General features: G+C 63.3%; 14 protein-coding genes and 1 tRNA gene. 11 read left to right on the forward strand and 4 right to left on the reverse strand.

The window, feature by feature from the left end; genetic code table 11:
• Positions 1-85: 85 nt before the first annotated feature.
• The 7 genes from PVT71_RS09015 (at position 86) to PVT71_RS09045 (ending at position 7,622) form a co-directional block, all read left to right on the forward strand.
• On the forward strand, positions 86-745 hold the full coding sequence (locus PVT71_RS09015; RefSeq protein ID WP_353471454.1) for a 5-formyltetrahydrofolate cyclo-ligase: 660 nt from the start codon (positions 86-88) through the stop codon (positions 743-745).
• Positions 746-773: 28 nt separating this feature from the next.
• Positions 774-1,748: an ABC transporter substrate-binding protein gene (locus PVT71_RS09020; RefSeq protein ID WP_353471455.1), complete on the forward strand. Its 975-nt coding sequence runs from the start codon at positions 774-776 to the stop codon at positions 1,746-1,748.
• A complete protein-coding gene (locus PVT71_RS09025) occupies positions 1,748-2,518 on the forward strand; it encodes an ABC transporter ATP-binding protein (RefSeq protein ID WP_353471456.1) in 771 nt (256 codons plus the stop codon). Before PVT71_RS09020 ends, PVT71_RS09025 begins: the two co-directional genes overlap by 1 nt.
• The gene (locus PVT71_RS09030; protein WP_353471457.1) at positions 2,508-4,079 is read left to right on the forward strand and encodes an ABC transporter permease subunit; all 1,572 of its coding nucleotides are present in this window, start codon (positions 2,508-2,510) and stop codon (positions 4,077-4,079) included. Before PVT71_RS09025 ends, PVT71_RS09030 begins: the two co-directional genes overlap by 11 nt.
• Before the next feature lie 85 nt (positions 4,080-4,164).
• On the forward strand, positions 4,165-4,488 hold the full coding sequence (locus tag PVT71_RS09035; RefSeq protein WP_353471458.1) for a metalloregulator ArsR/SmtB family transcription factor: 324 nt from the start codon (positions 4,165-4,167) through the stop codon (positions 4,486-4,488).
• The gene (locus tag PVT71_RS09040) at positions 4,485-5,675 is read left to right on the forward strand and encodes an MFS transporter (protein WP_353471459.1); all 1,191 of its coding nucleotides are present in this window, start codon (positions 4,485-4,487) and stop codon (positions 5,673-5,675) included. The genes PVT71_RS09035 and PVT71_RS09040 overlap by 4 nt, the downstream gene beginning before the upstream one ends.
• 621 nt (positions 5,676-6,296) lie before the next feature.
• The gene (locus tag PVT71_RS09045; RefSeq protein WP_353471460.1) at positions 6,297-7,622 is read left to right on the forward strand and encodes a DUF6538 domain-containing protein; all 1,326 of its coding nucleotides are present in this window, start codon (positions 6,297-6,299) and stop codon (positions 7,620-7,622) included.
• A gap of 85 nt (positions 7,623-7,707) precedes the next feature.
• Here PVT71_RS09045 and PVT71_RS09050 read toward each other — a convergent pair whose 3' ends face one another.
• From PVT71_RS09050 to PVT71_RS09060, 3 genes are all read right to left on the reverse strand, one after another.
• Entirely contained in the window at positions 7,708-7,971 is a 264-nt protein-coding gene (locus PVT71_RS09050; protein WP_353471461.1) for a hypothetical protein, read from the reverse strand.
• A gap of 202 nt (positions 7,972-8,173) precedes the next feature.
• Positions 8,174-8,599: a hypothetical protein gene (locus PVT71_RS09055; protein ID WP_353471462.1), complete on the reverse strand. Its 426-nt coding sequence runs from the start codon at positions 8,597-8,599 to the stop codon at positions 8,174-8,176.
• Positions 8,600-8,821: 222 nt separating this feature from the next.
• Positions 8,822-10,006 carry a plasmid recombination protein gene (locus PVT71_RS09060; RefSeq protein ID WP_353471463.1) on the reverse strand — a complete coding sequence of 395 codons (1,185 nt, stop codon included), beginning with the start codon at positions 10,004-10,006 and terminating at the stop codon, positions 8,822-8,824.
• 720 nt (positions 10,007-10,726) lie between these two features.
• Here PVT71_RS09060 and PVT71_RS09065 point away from each other — a divergent pair.
• From PVT71_RS09065 to PVT71_RS09075, 3 genes are all read left to right on the forward strand, one after another.
• Complete coding sequence (locus PVT71_RS09065; protein ID WP_353471464.1) at positions 10,727-11,293, forward strand: type II toxin-antitoxin system PemK/MazF family toxin; 567 nt, start codon at positions 10,727-10,729, stop codon at positions 11,291-11,293.
• Positions 11,286-11,726, forward strand: a complete 441-nt coding sequence (locus PVT71_RS09070) for a hypothetical protein (protein ID WP_353471465.1) — start codon at positions 11,286-11,288, stop codon at positions 11,724-11,726. The genes PVT71_RS09065 and PVT71_RS09070 overlap by 8 nt, the downstream gene beginning before the upstream one ends.
• 442 nt (positions 11,727-12,168) lie before the next feature.
• A complete protein-coding gene (locus PVT71_RS09075) occupies positions 12,169-13,494 on the forward strand; it encodes an AAA family ATPase (RefSeq protein ID WP_353471466.1) in 1,326 nt (441 codons plus the stop codon).
• Between the two features lie 955 nt (positions 13,495-14,449).
• Here the strand turns inward: PVT71_RS09075 and PVT71_RS09080 are convergent.
• A tRNA-Ser gene (locus PVT71_RS09080) sits at positions 14,450-14,539 on the reverse strand.
• Between the two features lie 409 nt (positions 14,540-14,948).
• Between PVT71_RS09080 and aqpZ the strand changes: the two genes are divergently transcribed.
• Positions 14,949-15,680: an aquaporin Z gene (gene aqpZ, locus PVT71_RS09085; RefSeq protein WP_353471467.1), complete on the forward strand. Its 732-nt coding sequence runs from the start codon at positions 14,949-14,951 to the stop codon at positions 15,678-15,680.
• Positions 15,681-15,720 lie beyond the last annotated feature (40 nt).

The raw sequence follows: 15,720 nt of genomic DNA on the forward strand, positions 1-15,720 counted from the left end.
CAGCAAGATGACTTCCTCCAGGATGATCCGCGAAAGAATATGGACGAGGCTTCATGACGTGGCGAGGCCGGATACCCGCTTTCACATGAACTTCGCCGAGGTCATCCCGGATTTCGAGGGTTCGGACATCGCCACGGACCGCCTCGTCGAGGACCCTGCCTACCAGAACAGCAGCTTTGCCTTCATCACGCCGGACAACTGCCTCGTCGACCTCCGCCGCCGGATGATCGAGGCGGGGAAACCCTTCGTCATGTCGACCTACGGCATCTACCGCGGGTTCCTCTATCTCGATCCCGCGGTCGTGCCCGAGGGGGCGGCGCTCTATGCCGCCTGGCTCGACGGGATGGAGCATTTCGGCACCCCCGTGACGCTCGAGGAGATCTCGAAGCTGGGCCGTTTCGACTACCTCGTGACCGGCGCCTCGGCGGTGTCGATGAACGGCGTGCGCTTCGGCAAGGGACACGGCTTCTTCGACCTCGAGTGGGGCATGTTCACCGACCTCGGCTTCGTCGACGAGACGACGCCGGTGCACGCGGTCGTGCATGACATCCAGCTGATCGAGGAACAGCTCCAGCCCTCCGAGACAGACATCCTCGTGGACAAGATCTTCACCCCCGGCGGCACCCATGTCGTCAAGCGCCGCGCCAAGCGTCCGAGCGGCGTGAAATGGCCCTTGCTGGCCCCCAAGCAGATTGCCGAGACCCCGCCGCTGCAGGAGCTTCGGCGCCTGCAGGGGCTTGCCTGACACCTCCAACAGAAAGGAGTTCTCATTCATGACCGCTTCTCTCAACCGTCGCGCCTTCCTCGGCACCGCCGCCGCGGGGCTCGCGACCGCGACGCTGCCGCGCCGGGCTCTTGCCGCCACCGCTCCGCTGACCATGCAGGCCGCCTGGATCAACGACGCGGAGTTCACCGGCTACTTCCTCGGGCTGGACCAGGGCTATTACGCGGAGGCCGGGCTCGAGCTCGAGTACCTGCCGGGCGGGCCCGACGTGATCCCCGAGAGCACGCTCATCGCCGGCCGCGCCGACCTGGCGCTGACCACGCCCGACACTACCATCAAGGCGATCGTCGAGCAGGGCGCGCCCTTCAGGATCATAGGCGCGCAGTACCAGAAGAACCCGATCGGCATTGTGTCCCTTGCCAAGGCGCCGATCCGCGAGCCCAAGGACCTGATCGGCAAGACGCTGGCGGTGCCGCCGGTCAACGTGATCTCGGTCGAGGCGATGCTGAAGATGAACGGGATCGAGCCCGGCCAGGTCAACATCGTGCCCTACGCCTACGATCCGACCCCGCTGGTCAAGGGCGAGATCGACGCGAGCCTCGATTTCACCACCAACGTTCCGTTCACCATCCAGCAGGCGGGCGAGGAGGCGAGCTCGTTCCTGCTCTACGATTTCGGCTACACGATCTACAACGACACCGTCGTGGTCACCGAGGCCGTGCTGAACGAGAAGCGCGACCTGCTGGTGGCCTGGCTCGCAGCCTCGCGCAAGGCCTGGGCCGAGAACCTGGCCGACCCCACCGTCTGGCCGCCGAAATTCGCGGACAGCCACTTCATGGGCACCGGGCGCTCGATCGAGAACGAGGTCTATTTCAACACCGCCCAGAAGCCGCTGATCGACTGCCCCGAGGGCTGCTTTGCGCTGACCGAGGACGGCATCGAGAAATGCCTCAGCGCGCTCGGCGAAGTTGGGATCGTCGGCAGCGCCGAGATGTTCGACACCTCGCTGCTTGCGGAGATCTGATGACGCGGCCTGACGGGATTTCATTGTCCGGTGTGAGCAAGACCTTCACCGGGCGGGGCAAGGTGGTCGAGGCGCTGCGGGAGGTCTCGCTGGCCTGTCCGCCGGGGTCTTTCACCTCGATCATCGGCCCGTCAGGCTGCGGCAAGTCCACGGTGATGCGCATCGCGCTGGGGCTCGAGAGCGCAGACGCGGGCGAGGTGCGGGTGGCGGGCAGGCCCTCGCTCGAGGCCGCGCGCGACGGGGTCACCGGGGTTGCCTTCCAGGACGCCGCGCTGCTGCCCTGGCGCACGGTGCGGCGCAATGTCGAGGTGCCGCTCGAGGTGCTGGGACGCAGGCCCGGGGCCGAGGCCGCGCAGGTGCAGGCGATGATCGACCTCGTGGGGCTGAAGGGCTACGAGAATTCCCTGCCCGGCGAGCTGTCGGGTGGGATGCGGCAGCGCGTCGCCATCGCGCGGGCGCTGGTCACCCGGCCGCAGGTCCTGTTCATGGACGAGCCCTTCGGCGCGCTCGACCAGATCCTGCGCCGCCAGATGAACGTCGAGCTGCAGCGCATCTGGTCGGAGACCGGCTCGACCGCGCTGCTGGTCACCCACGGCATCGACGAGGCGGTGTTCCTGTCGGACCGGGTGGTCGTGATGCATTCCGGGCCGGGGCGGGTGGTCGACGTTATCGACGTGCCTTTCGAGCGCCCGCGCAAACCGCCGCTCTTTTCCGATCCCGCCTTCCACCGGATCTGCGACCACGTGGCCGAGGTCCTGCATGGCTCCTGAAAGGCTCCGGCACCGCGCGGGGCTGGGCACCGCGCTGATCCTGCTGCTGGCCTGGGAAGTCGTCGGGCAACTCGGTCTGGTGGCGGGCGGCGCATTGCCGCCGCCGAGCGACATCCTCCTGCGGCTCTGGCAGGATCGCGCGGACTATCCCCGCCACATCGGCGCGACGCTCTTCGCCTCGGTCTTGGGCTTCCTGATCGGGAACGCCGTCGCCGTCGCCGGCGGCATGGCCTTTGCCCTCTCGCCGCCGCTGCTGCGGCTCTTCCGCGGCATCAACATCGCCGCCTTCGCGCTGCCGCCGATCGCAATCGCGCCGATCCTTGCGCTGACCCTGTCGGGCATGGCGCCGCGCATCACCCTCGCGGCGCTCGGCGTCTATTTCGTCACCATGACCTCGACGGTGATCGGCCTCTCGCAGGCCGACAGCCGGGCCGAGGACGTGGTGCGCGCCTATGGCGGAAGCCGCTGGACGATCCTGCGGCTGGTCCAGTTCCGCGGCGCGGTGCCGGCGATCCTTGCCGGTCTGCGCGTCGCCGCGCCCAACGCCGTTCTGGGCGCGATCCTGGCCGAGTTCGGCGGTGGCGGGCGCTGGGGGCTCGGCGCCTACCTGCTCGGCTCGCTCGGCCGGGGCGAGCCCGACCGGCTGTGGGGCATCGGCCTTGTCGCGACGCTGATCGCCGGGCTGAGCTATGCCGGCTTCGCGCTGCTGTCGCGCCGCCTGCTCGGCGCGACGCGGGCGGTGACGCTGAACACCGCCGTGCCGACGGGCAGGGCCGAGACGGGGAGCGCCGCGCGCCGCATCGCCATGGCGCTTGCGACGCTGCTCCTGCCCTTCGCGCTCTGGTGGGGACTGATCCGCCTCAGCGGCGCGCCCGCGATGATCGCCAAGACCCCGGGTGACGTACTGGCCTACCTCTTCCAGTCGCCCGGCGCCGCCGCGGCGCAGGCAAAGCTGCTGGTGGCACTGGGGCAGACCCTGCCGATCACCTTCGTCGGCATGGCGGCGGGGCCGGCCTTTGCCTTCCTGCTGGCGATCCTCTCCCGGCTCGTGCCGCGCTTCGTCGAGGGCTTCCTGCCGGTCGCGCTGGTCACCCAGACCATGCCGCTGGTGGCGCTGACGCCGCTGCTGGTGCTGATCCTCGGGCGGGGCACGTCGCTGACGCTCTGGGTGACGATCTCGGTGACCTTCTTCCCGGCCTTCGTGACGCTGGCGCAGGGCATCGCGCTGGTGCCGCGCAGCGCCGAGGAATTGCCGCGGGCCTATGGCGCCAGCCGCTGGACCGAGATGCGCCTCGTGACGATCCCCGCCTCGCTGCCCTATCTCTTCGCCGCGACACGCCTCACGGTGCCGCGCGCGCTGCTGGGGGTGATGATCGCCGAATGGCTGGCGACGGGGCGCGGGCTCGGCAACCTGCTCAACCAGTCGCGCGGCTATCTCGACTACGGCATGATCTGGTCGGTCGCCGCGGTCTCGCTGATCCTGTCGGTGACCTTCTACCAGCTGGTGGTGATCGCCGAGCGCCGCGTGCTCGGACGCCTCGGGATGAGCACGTCCGAATAGCGGTGCCTTTGCCGGAAAGCTGGGTAATTCGATAAACGTGGAAATAGCTGTTGACGCCGCGAGCCAACGGCGCGCAACTATTTCCATGGATATCGAAACAGCGTCCCGACAACTCGATGCGATCGGCAATCCGACCCGGCTGAGCATCTACCGCGCGCTGGTGCGGGCGGGCGATGCCGGCCTGCCGGTTGCCCGCGTGCAGGAGGCGATCGGCCTGCCGGCCTCGACCCTGTCGCACCACCTGAAGAAGCTGCTGGAAGTCGGGTTGATCCGGCAGGAGCGGGAGGGGACCATCCTCAACTGCCATGCCGAGTATCCCGCCATGCGCGCGCTCATCGGCTTCCTGGTCGACGAGTGCTGCGCGGATGACCGCGGCGAGACCGGGGCCGCGGCGGACCGCGCTCGATGACCCGCTCCCGGACCCGCGTGGTGTCCGCCCTCGGCATCGTCCAGATCTTCGCCTGGGGCAGCAGCTATTACCTGATCGCCCCGCTCGCCGCAGCGATCGCGGCCGACACCGGCTGGAGCCAGGCGCTGATCTCGGCCGGGGTTTCGGTCGCGCTGCTGATGTCGGGCCTTGCCGCGCCCATGGTCGGCCGCCGGATCGGGCTCACCGGGGGGCGGGGGACGCTCTGCGTCGGGATGGTGCTGATCGCGGCGGGTCTCGTCCTGCTGAGCCTTTCGCAGGCGCCCTGGGCCTACCTGCTGGCCTGGGGCGTGCTCGGCCTCGGGATGGCGGCGGGGCTCTACGATGCCGCCTTCTCCGTCCTCGGTGCCGCCTTCGGACGCGAGGCGCGCGCGGCGATCACCCAGCTGACGCTCTGGGGCGGCTTCGCGAGCACCGTCTGCTGGCCGCTCTCCGCCTGGCTGGTCGAGGCGATCGGCTGGCGCGAGACCTGCCTCGTCTACGCGGGCCTGCACCTCTTCGGCACGCTGCCGCTCTGCTGGTGGGCCCTGCCACGCAGGCCGGAGGCGACGCGGCAGGAGCCGGGGGCAGGGGGCGCGACCCGCGCCGCCCCGACCCGAGCCGCCGATGTCAGGTTTCTCTGCATCGCGGTGGCGGGGGTCACGCTGACCCTTCTCGCGACGATCTGGTCCGTCCACATGGTCACGCTGCTGGCGGCCGGAGGTTACACCTCCGCTGCCGCGATCGTACTCGGCACCCTGATAGGTCCATCGCAGGTGGGCGCCCGCGTCATCGAGATGATGGGGGGCGGCCGACATCACCCGGTCTGGACCATGCTCGCGGCGACCGCGCTGGTGTTCCTCGGCTTCATCGGCCTGACGCTCGGCCTGCCCGCCGCGGCCGCTCTCGTCGCCTATGGCGCGGGGAACGGGCTCTGGTCCATCGCGCGCGGCGCGCTTCCCCTCGCGCTCTACGGAGCGAGCGCCTATCCGGCGCTCATGGGCCGCCTGGCGCGCCCGATGCTTCTCGCCGGAGCCGCCGCCCCGACGGTGGGCGCGTTTCTCATAGAGACGCTCGGCGCGGGAGCGACGATGACGCTGCTTGCCCTGCTGGCCGCCCTGCCGCTGACGCTGGCCCTCGTTCTCCAGTCCGACCTGACACGCGAGCGCAGCGGTGTCGGGTTCAGGTAGCGGGGGCGGCGGGGAAAGAAGGTGCTGCGGGGATTGGGGCCGGTTCTCCTGGGGAAGGAGGCCCTCGGGGCGGTGTATCCCGACATGGCGGGGCGGCTTGGAAGACGCTGCGCAGCGTCCAGCGGCACGCTCTAAGTGGAGGACGAGGGTTGGAATCGTGGGGAGTGCGGCGCGCAAAGCGGGAATGAACTACAGCTTCCGACCGCGATCAAATCCACAAATGAGGGCGGTCCCGAGAGCTCCAATCTGCGCATCCGTGCCTCACCAGTTCGGGGCACCCCGTCGCTCGGTGCACGTGGCGCGGGTCGGGGAGGAGCAGCCCTCGGAGACCGTCGAAGCTGAAACAGAAGCGCCGGACGGCAGCCGGGCGCATCGAGATCGGCAAGCGGAGTGGCAGCACGACCGATCGCCGGTTCTCGCGCGTAAGCCACAGTTCTTCATCTGAGGAATGGCGGAGACGAAGGGATTCTAACTTCTGTCTCGAAATGCAGAAAATGCCTCAATTATTTGAACATTCTGCCACCATCCGGCTTCATGGATGAACCCGAATGTGTAGCAAAATGTGTAGCAGGTCGGCAAGGCCGCTCCGCCGGGACCAACCAAGAAAAGCAGGTGTCAGGAATGGCAGGACTGATCAAGCGCGGACAGACATGGCATCTGCGCATGCGGGTGCCGAAGCGATACCTCGCGGTCGCGGGGCGCAACGAAATCCACCGCAGTCTGCAGACAGACAGCGAGCGCCGGGCACGCGAGCTTCTGCCTGACATGGAAGCCAAGCTCCTCGCAGAGCTCGAGGCAATGAAGGCCATCAGGGAGCGCCCCGGCGAGGCCGATGCCTATCGAGCGGCGACGAAGATTGCCCAGGCGCGCGGTTTCACCTATCGGCCGCTTTCCGACCTCCTGGAGGCGCCGCTGGACGATATCTTGGAGCGCGTGGAGGTCGTGAAAGCGGATACGTCGCCAGAGACCGTGAGGGCGCTCCTTGGAGGACTGGAAGGCCCAGCTGTGCGTCTCTCTGCGCTCGTCGATGAGGTCGAACGCGTGGCGGCGCATGAGAACCGCTACAAGAGTGAGAACCAGTTGCGGCTGTGGCGCAACCCGCGCAAGCGCGCCGTGGCCAATCTCCAGGCGGCGCTTGGCGGGCGAGATGCGTTGGTCTCGGAAATCGACCATGCCGCGGCGCTCAAGCACAAGGCGTGGTGGCAGAAGAAGATTGCCGCCGAGAACCTTTCCATGGAAAGCGCAAACAAGGACTTCGCCAACATGGCAGGAATGTTAAGGCGCTACTACGAGAGCATTGCGCTACCGGACCCGCCGGAGCCGTATCGCCGGGTAACGCTGAAGGATCGGCATAAGGTAGAAAGCCGAAAGCTCGAAATTCCCGTGGAGTGGATCAAGGAGAAATGGTTCGCCCCGGGCGCTTTTGACGGCACCAACGACCAAGCCAGAGACATCTTGCTCATCTCGATCGAGACCGGTTGCCGACAGTCGGAAATCCACGATCTGCCTCCAGGCGCGTTCATCCTCGACGCTCCGATCCCGTATTTCGAGGTCAAACTTGAGGAGGGCAATATCAAGCGGGAGATCAAGAACACCGCTTCCAAGAGAAAGGTGCCGCTTGTGGGCGTCGCGCTTGCGGCCGCGAAGCGTCATCCTGACGGTTTCCCGCGCTATCGCGGAAAAAGCAGCTACTCTGCTGCGATGAATAAGTTTATGCGCAGCAACGGCCTTTTGCCGTCACCGAACCATACGATCGGTGGCATTCGCCACTCATGGGAAAGCCGCATGAAACGCGCCGGGATCGCTCTGGATGTCCGAGGAGTGATGATGGGCCACAGCGTCAAGGCAATCCTTGAGCGCGCGGTCTATGGTGATGAGATGCCATTACCCGAGAAACTGAAGTTGGCCATGAAGGTCGTCCTCGATGTACCGGACCACCTGAAGTAGATCCCCGGCTACCCGGACGACGCTTGCAGTTCTACTATCCCACAGCACTCGGTGCTCAATCTCTCGAAGGCTGTCTCTGCAGGGGTCACGCCGCCCGGTGAAGGGCGGCGCTGTTGACTATTTCGGCGGCTTCGAGTGTCAGGTCGCGCTCTTCTTCGAGTGTCGCGAGTTCGGCTTTGAAGCGTTTCAAGAGCGGCCGCAACCACACTTCCCCGTTGGTGATCCGCTGCGCGATCTCGAGCCGGGCTCTGACCAACCTGTCGACCTTGGCCTGCAGCTCACCCAGCGGGCTCTTGCAGTCTTGGGCGATTTCAGCTGCCGCTGCCCGTGCGGCGTGTCGTGGCGACATAGCGCTCCATACCCCACCACCGCACATACGCGGCTGGTTTCGGGGGGAGGTGGCTGCTTGCTTACATGTCGCGTCTCCGTTGTGCGGACGCCCGATATATCGAGCGCGGCCAGGTCTGGACATTTGGGATTCGGGAAACACTGCGTTCTCGTACATGTGCGGATGTCCGCCCCGCGCGCGCACTTCGCGCGGGGCTGAGGTTTCACGCATTGGCGTCAGCGGATTCTTGATTCTGCGCCTCAAGCGCGGCCGCCTCTTTCACCTCCGCCTCTTCGATCTTCCAAAGCTCGACCTGTTCCTGAACCTTCTCGACAACGCCTTCCGGTGCCTTGGCATGCTTGAAGATGCGCCGGCGGTTGGTCGCGGTCGCGAAGCAGCCGAGCTCGAAGAAGACCTCTTCGACCTGCTCGGGGGCGCTCTCCTGCAGCCAGTCGAGCCAAGCGTCGAAGGTGTCGGCGATTGCCGCGCGGGCTTCCCGCTGGACTTTGTCGTCCTTGCGGGCCTCCTTGTCGGCGAGACGACCAATCGTGGCCATGGTTTTTTCCATGCGGTCGCGCATGGCCTGCGACATCTCGAACTGGGGCTTGGCGGATTTCCGGGCGGGTTTCTTGGTCAGCGATTTCTTCATGTATTGGTGCTCCGAGATTGGATTTGCGGTGTCACCGGAGCCTCGGGATTTCGCCCGCCGTCTCCGGCTTGGGCAGGAATTGGATATCCAAAAATTTTCGCCGCAGCGGCGGAGCCAAGAAAATGTCGCGCAGGCACCTAGGGTTATGATTTTACGACAAATATTACAAAATCCGCCGTTCTCGAAATCTTTCATATGAAAAATTTCGCCGTTTTCCTTTCCTCATCGCGGCGCCTCGGAGCCTGTATCTGGACCGCGCGAACGACCCTTCTTGCGCGTATCGAGGGCCATGAGCCGCGCGGTGAGGCGACGCCGGATTCCAGCAATCCGCGCGCGCTGCTGCACGGGAAGGGACTGCGCGATCTCGACGATCAGCTCATCAGCTTTCTCGATTTCAGCGATATCTGCATCGACCAGTTTCCGCGCCTTGCGCAGTGCATAGGCCTCGGCACCCGCCCTGATCCGCTTTGCGGCCGCACGGAATGCTTTGCGTGCGGCTACGAACCCGAAGGACGTCTTGCCGCCGGGCGGGATGGAACTCGGATTGTCGCCACGACTGTCGGGATCGATGGGCCGACCGTTCTCGTCGATCTCACCCGCCGAAACGGCGTCGGCATATGCCAGAACGGCCTCTGCGTCTTCCTCTCGCGCGGCCACATCGCGTTCGCGCACCTCGAGGCGCGCGGCCTTCTCGGCGAGGCGCCTTTCCTCACGCGCTCTCCATTCGGCGGGACGCACATGGCGTCGCTTCGCGGGGGGCGTCCGACCGTCGTTCAGCGCGTCGCGGATCGCCTGTTTGCGACGCTCGCCCCGGACCAGACCAATCTCGCTGAACCAATCGCCGACGCTATCCTGCGCTGCCTCGTAGTCCTTGATGAGCGGGTGCACTGATGGCTGAAGCACGGCGCACTGCTTCCCATATTTCTGCACCGTCGCGCGTGGCATGATGACGGCATGGATGTGAAAGGCTTGTTCGTCCAGGTCGGCACGGGCATGGATCACGTCATCACCGAAGTTCTCGCGAAGCCAGGCGACGGCGAGCTCTTCGAACCGCCGCTCCCGCGCCGTACTGAACAGCTCGTCGCTGCTCTGCGTGTGTTCGAACCATTCCTTGTTGGCGGTGAGGATGAGTTCTCGCATCGGGCCATGGCGCGAGGCGCGCCACGGATCGCGCGGCCCCTCGATCCGCCGCTGGCGGATCTCCTTTCTGCGTTTGCGCCGATCGAGGTCGGTGAGCTCGGCGGCGAAACTCTCGAACTTCATCAGCTCGATTTCCGCCAGCGCCTCTTGGGCCCAAGTCTCGCTGCCGATGAGGCGTCGCGGTTTCGGCCGGTCCGGGAGAATGTGCCCGAGATCGCCGCCCTTGCGGTAGCGATGCGCTTCGTAGCCGGCGATGTCGCCCGGCATCATGCCCTCGAACCGCAGAACGACCGGGTGGTTTTTTCTGCCATAGCTGACCTCCAGAGGTTGAGGTCAGAAAATGGGTCGATCTGTTTCTGCGCCGCAGGAATTGGCCAACGCGCGCGCAAGGGACTGTGCAGGACCATTACTCACTAAACAGCCCGCACTTCTGCACCTTCGGTGCCTGCGTTCGGCCTGCCGTTCGCCGGGGGCTCCGCCCCCGGACCCCGGCGGCGCTGACGCGCCGCGCGGGAGGCGCTCCACCCTCCCGCACCCGCCCGGGGCCTTCAGCCGGACCGGAGGGTCATCGTTCCGCACTCCCCCTCCGGCCACCCCCTGCTCGCAGGGGCGTCGTTCGCCACTCCCTCTGCACCCCCTGGCAGCCTTCGGCTCGACGAGGGGGCACGCCATCCCCCTCGACCCCCAGGGCAGGGAACACTCGCCGTCTTTCCCTGCACCCTGTCCGGCGCCTCCGGCGGGTCAGCGCGATTTGCGAGAGGCCCCGCCGATGGGCCTGCCCCCACACCCCCTTTTGACGCATTCGCCGCTCAAGCCTCTGGATACCGCTTGCGCTCTCGACCGCCGACGGTCGGGGCGTGGGAGGAATGTTGGCAGGGTTGTTGTTGCTTGGGGCTGCGCGGTCCGGGTGACGCGCAGCCCCAAGCAACAACACCCTTCATGCGCGAAGGGCTGGGTGTCTCACACAAACCCATCAGGAGACACATCATGTTTCATCCAGCCTCAGCCTTCGAAGGCCTTCCCGTGTGGCAAGCCGAACTGCAGCGCGGCGATATCGTTCTGTTCCGCTTTCCCGCTGCGGAGGGCAGCCAGGCCCCGCTTTCGCCGAAGCGACGCCCTTGCCTCGTTCTCGAGGTGCACGACCGCCTCGGTCGTCGCGCCGCGACCCTCGCCTACGGCACATCGTCCAGCGGCAAAGCGAACAGCGGATACAACGTCGTCGTTTCCGGCCAGAACTCCATGGAGCACGCTGGCCTGAAGCAACCGACCCGTTTCGTTGGCGTTCGCCGGATCACCGTAAGCCTGGACCACAGCGGTTTTGAACTCGCTGACATCACGGCATCCCCGGTCATCGGGCGCCTCGATGACGCGTTGGCCGAACGGATGAATGCCGTGCGCGCTCGCATCCAGGCCGAGGCCGACATCGCGCGCGAGATCCGTCGTGAAAAGCGTGAGGAACAGCGCCGCTGGCAGCAGGAAGGCCGCGGTTTCCTTGGGCGGAACCGCAGCCTCCTTGCGGCCAGCAATGACATGAAAGTGTCTTCCCATGACTGACCTCCTCCCCATCACCTACGACAACATCGACGCACTGGCAGCCTTGGCCTTCGCGAAATCGCGCCTCGTCGCGACCGCGCTCCGCGAAGATGTCCTGCACAATCTCGAGCCCCTCGACCGGCGCGATCCGGAACGGCTTCTTGATCGCATCGCTCGGAGACGCATCTTCGACGAGGAGGCCCTGGCCGAGATCGACGGACTCAGTGACCGCATCGTCGGCCTGATCCAGGCCGGTACGACCGAGGTCGCCCACTACGAGAACGACGAGTGCAATGTCTCCCCTGCGTACTGGACGAGCCAGCGGCGCACCCGCGCCGCTGACGAACTTGGCCGAGCGCTGATGGTCCTCTTCGACCTGCAGGAGACGCTGCTCGCCGTGCATGACCTGATGCACGCTGAACGAGCCATCGTGGCATTGCGCATGGCATCATAAACGAGACACGCGGGCCAGGAACGCCCGCGTCAGGACGCGCCAGAGACTTCTGCTGCTACCCGGCTGGCGCGTCCGCATTTCTGCCTTGGAGCGCTCAGAGCAGCCAGCGCTACCGTTCCTCGCAATGCGAAGAAGACTCTGCTCCACTTCATACTGATAGGCGCGCGCGAAAGAGAGTATCCAAACTTCATAGAGATTCCGCAATGACACCAGACACTATCTAGATCGGAGGAACGTCCCAGAAATCCCTTCGCGAGGAGAAAAGATCCAGTGAGAAGATGTTATGGTGATCGTAGCTCTGCCGCTTTCTAGCCAATGCTTGAGTGGCCCGCTGTCAACGTCCGAGCGAACTGTGGCCACGGCGCCACGGCGTCAGAATCTGATGTTGATCTGTCACCCGCATAGAAATATCAAAGAATGAAACTAAGCTTAGGAAGTGAACGTGGCACGCATCCAGATCGTTGATTTTTCCTGTATATCTCACGCAGATATGGATATAACAGATATAAATGTTATTATAGGGCCGCAAGGATCCGGAAAGAGTGTTACGACAAAGCTATTCAATTTCTTCACAGAAATTCTTTCGGATTTTCAGCGATCGGCAGAAGACGGCTTGACCGTTTCAGATTACAAGAAGCAACTCCACAAAAGATTCGTTATGTGGTTCCCCCCTGCCGCATGGGGGAGTAAGAGATTCAACATTTCGTACACATCTGGAGACTTTTCCATTCGAATTCTGCGCAGGACGATTAAAAAGCAGTTATCGGATGAGGTGAGCATCACCACTTCGAAGTGGTTTGATTCCATATATGACTTTGCTTTGAAATCGCATAGAGAAATCGCGGCTAGCCGAGTGGAGCTTCAAGCATCTGATGAGTACAGCGCCGCCAACGCGCTTGAAATGAGTTGGCAGGTTCGATCGAAAGTGAATGCTAAAATATCTCGCGAAATAAAGGAAGTCTATTATCTACAACAGACTTTTATTCCCGCTGGTCGCGCATTCTTTACGAGCATTGGTCGGCTCGTCGCCGGTATCGAGCATGCGGGATCACTAGACCCCGTCACCCTAAAGTTCGCACGAGTATTTGCGAATTGGCGTGATCGATCCGAATCTCATTTTTTGCATGGATTGGCAGATGAGGCGTTTGCGACTCGACGGAATGAAATGATGATGTCATTGTTCGGTGGGCGCGTTTCAACCAAAAGAGAATCGGAATATATAGAAATGCAAGATGGGCGAAAAGTGCCCTTCTCTTCTTTGTCAAGCGGTCAGCAAGAGTTGATGCCGATATGGTACTTCTTGGAAAATATAATGCTGAACGATGCGCTCGAGAATAGACGCAAGCGCATAGGGGCATCTGCCAAAAACAAACAGCTGATATACATCGAAGAACCTGAGGCGCACCTTTTCCCTAGCGCGCAAAGTGCGCTGATGGATGCGCTAATTGGGACCATTCTGGGAGAGAAGTCGCGCCGGAGCTTAATTCTAACCACGCACAGCCCTTATATCATGACAAAGCTGAATGTTTTTCTAAAGGCAGGTCAGATATCCCGGAGAAAAAAGAAGAACTCCGACCTCAATGATATAATTGGGCGCAGCTGTTGGATTAGACGAGATCAGCTTTCCGCTTGGTGCATTAGGGATGGTGAAGTGGTGTCAATTATAGATGAAGAAGAAGGCCTGATTGACGCCCAGTACCTCGACTCCATATCCGACACGTTATCCGATGAGTTTAATGCTCTCCTGGATTTGGAGGAGACGATATGACGGGGTGCATTAATGTCAGGAAAGATCCGCTTATCCCGGTGGGCGAAAACAAAAGAACTGCGACGATTGAAAATCCGGACAGAGTCGAGCACTCAGTGGGGCAGGTTGATAATTGCCTCGTGAAGGAAGGTGTAAGATGTGATTGCTTTGTCTCGAACGACGAGCATTTCTCGCTTATGGAATTCAAAGGTTCCGATATAGATCACGCATGCGAGCAACTTTTCGCATCAGTGAAACACCCTTCTATCACGCCACATATCGGCCACAGGAAGATGTCATTTTTAATAGTGTGCTCTCGGTTCCCCAGAAATAACACGTCCGTTCAGAGGTTCCAAGCCAAGGCTAGACGTGACCATAAGGCGAAACTTAAGGTGGTCTGTAATAAGGTCAAGCTGCGCCTCGGGGACTTCTGATGGAGCATAAATCCCTGCATCTCTAAGTTTAGTGGAAGTCACTCCAATTCCTTGGTGATGGCGGGAACCTAAGCTTCCGCTCTTTGAATAATTGGATCGTGCCTCAGCGTTAAGTTCCACGCTCAATGAGCGCTTATGGTTACTGGTTTAGTGATCTTGGTCGCAATTGGGAGGGGCAACGCGATCGAAGCGCGCCGTTCAGGCAATTCAACCTAGAATCTGAGTCGGTTTGATGGGAATGCATTAGCCATCAGCGCGACGAACGACGACGTGCCATGGACACAAGCCTGAAGCCTGGTGTCCTGAGTTTCTAGTTCGTGGCGGCAAGGCGCGCCATCGGTTTCCTCGCTACTTCTCGCGCGCGAAATCTAATACAGGGATTTGAAGCCTTCATCCTGCACGGTTCTACGGGACAGCGGCTTTGCGGAATTTTGGGTGGGATGTGTAGCAAAATGTGTAGCAAATTTGACCGCTATCACATTCGCAAAACGCCGTATGACATTGAAATATTTTATATTTTTCACGCGCAAAGCGCGAAAAAATGGCGGAGACGAAGGGATTCGAACCCTCGAGACGGTTTCCCGTCTGCACCCTTAGCAGGGGTGTGCCTTCGACCACTCGGCCACGTCTCCGCCGACCCGTTTAATGAGGAGTCGGGAGGGAAACAAGGCGAAAGTGGAGGTTCCGTGGGGAAAATTCCCGGTGCGGGAATCTTCCGGCTCGGCGCATATTTGGGCGCCTTTCCGGGCGGTTCCGAGAGACTCTTCCGCACCCTCGCGGCCCAGTTCCCGCGCACGTCTTGCCCCGAAGATTCGCGCTCCTTGCGACCGGGCACCGCGGGCGCTCGCGGGTCGCAGGCCCGAGCGGCGTGGAGTCGGAAGGGCGGGACGAAGTCACCTCGACCCGGCAAGGGCTGCCCCGGCATCGCGCCGCGCAGCGCCCGCGTTTTCCCTTCGAAAACAGCTTTGAGGCCGGGCAATCCGGTGCCAGTATCCGGCTCACGCGATTTTTCTACAATCTATTCAATCCAAGGAGTTTGCGATGGGACAATCCCGAAAATACGCGGCCGAGCTCATCGGTACGTTCTGGCTGACCTTCGGCGGCTGCGGCTCGGCCGTGCTCGCGGCGGCCTTCCCCGAGGTCGGCATCGGTCTGCTCGGGGTCTCGCTCGCCTTCGGGCTCACCGTTCTGACCATGGCCTATGCCATCGGCCACGTCTCGGGCTGCCATCTCAACCCGGCGGTCACCGTGGGGCTCGCGGCGGGTGGCCGCTTCCCGGCCTCGGACATCCTGCCCTACATCGTCGCGCAGGTGGTGGGGGCGATCCTCGGCGCGGCGGTGCTCTACGTGATCGCGAGCGGGGTGCCGGAGTTCGACGTGGTCGCCTCGGGCTTCGCCGCCAACGGCTATGCCGAGCACAGCCCGGGCGGTTACTCGCTGGTCTCGGCCTTCGTTGCCGAGGTGGTGCTGACCATGATGTTTCTCTTCATCATCATGGGCACGACCCATGGACAGGCGCCGGTGGGCTTCGCGCCGCTGGCCATCGGCCTTGCGCTGACGCTCATCCACCTGATCGGCATCCCGGTCACCAACACCTCGGTCAACCCGGCGCGCAGCACCGGGCCGGCGCTCTTCGTCGGGGGCTGGGCGCTGGGGCAGCTCTGGCTCTTCTGGCTGGCGCCGCTGCTCGGAGGCGCGCTCGGCGGGCTGCTCTACAGCTGGCTGAGCCCGACTCCTACAGGCATCGTCGAGGGCGGCGTGCCGAGCAGGTAGCCGCAGCAGAAGGGCGCGGCCCCGTCCGGACCGCGCCCCT

The organism is Salipiger sp. H15, assembly GCF_040409955.1.
GTDB lineage: Bacteria > Pseudomonadota > Alphaproteobacteria > Rhodobacterales > Rhodobacteraceae > Salipiger.